The 503-nt window shown below is 65.8% G+C and carries 1 protein-coding gene; it reads left to right on the plus strand.

Translation table 11 applies throughout. The annotated features are described in order from the left end of the window. Positions 1–159: 159 nt before the first annotated feature. Positions 160–503: hypothetical protein (locus AC1DO7_RS41460; RefSeq protein WP_477117600.1), on the plus strand; the 344-nt coding region annotated here is incomplete at its 3' end.

A 503-nucleotide genomic window follows, 5' to 3' on the forward strand; every position in this document is an offset into this window, starting at 1 on the left:
TCAGGCAGCTGTTCGAGGACAAGTCGGCCGCCATCGAGGCGCGACACTACATCGACATCGAGCGCGCCAAGATCGAAGACCCCGGCGCCGCCATGACCCGCGGCTGGGTGACACTACATCGACATCGAGCGCGCCAAGATCGAAGACCCCGGCGCCGCCATGACCCGCGGCTGGGTGCTCGACGCGGAGCAGGAGGCCCGCTGGGAACAGGCCGCCCGGCAACACATGAAGGACTATGAGACGACCATCCGCACGCGGGTGCAGGCGAAGCTCGACAGCGGCGAATACCGCAATCGATTCGAGACCAGGTACGTCAATCCCCCGGACCCGCAGGCCGCCCTGCAGGTTCAGGCCATGAAAGCCAACCTGGCCGACTTCGAGCAGCAATGCAAGGCGCTGGAAGCACTGGCCGAAGGCCGCGCCAACGACCACCACAAATGGCTGCAGAGCGAGCAGTTGCTCGCGGCCCTGGATGTCTACGACAACCGGGACCCGTCGAACGG

The organism is Cupriavidus sp. 05N40 (assembly GCF_056397305.1).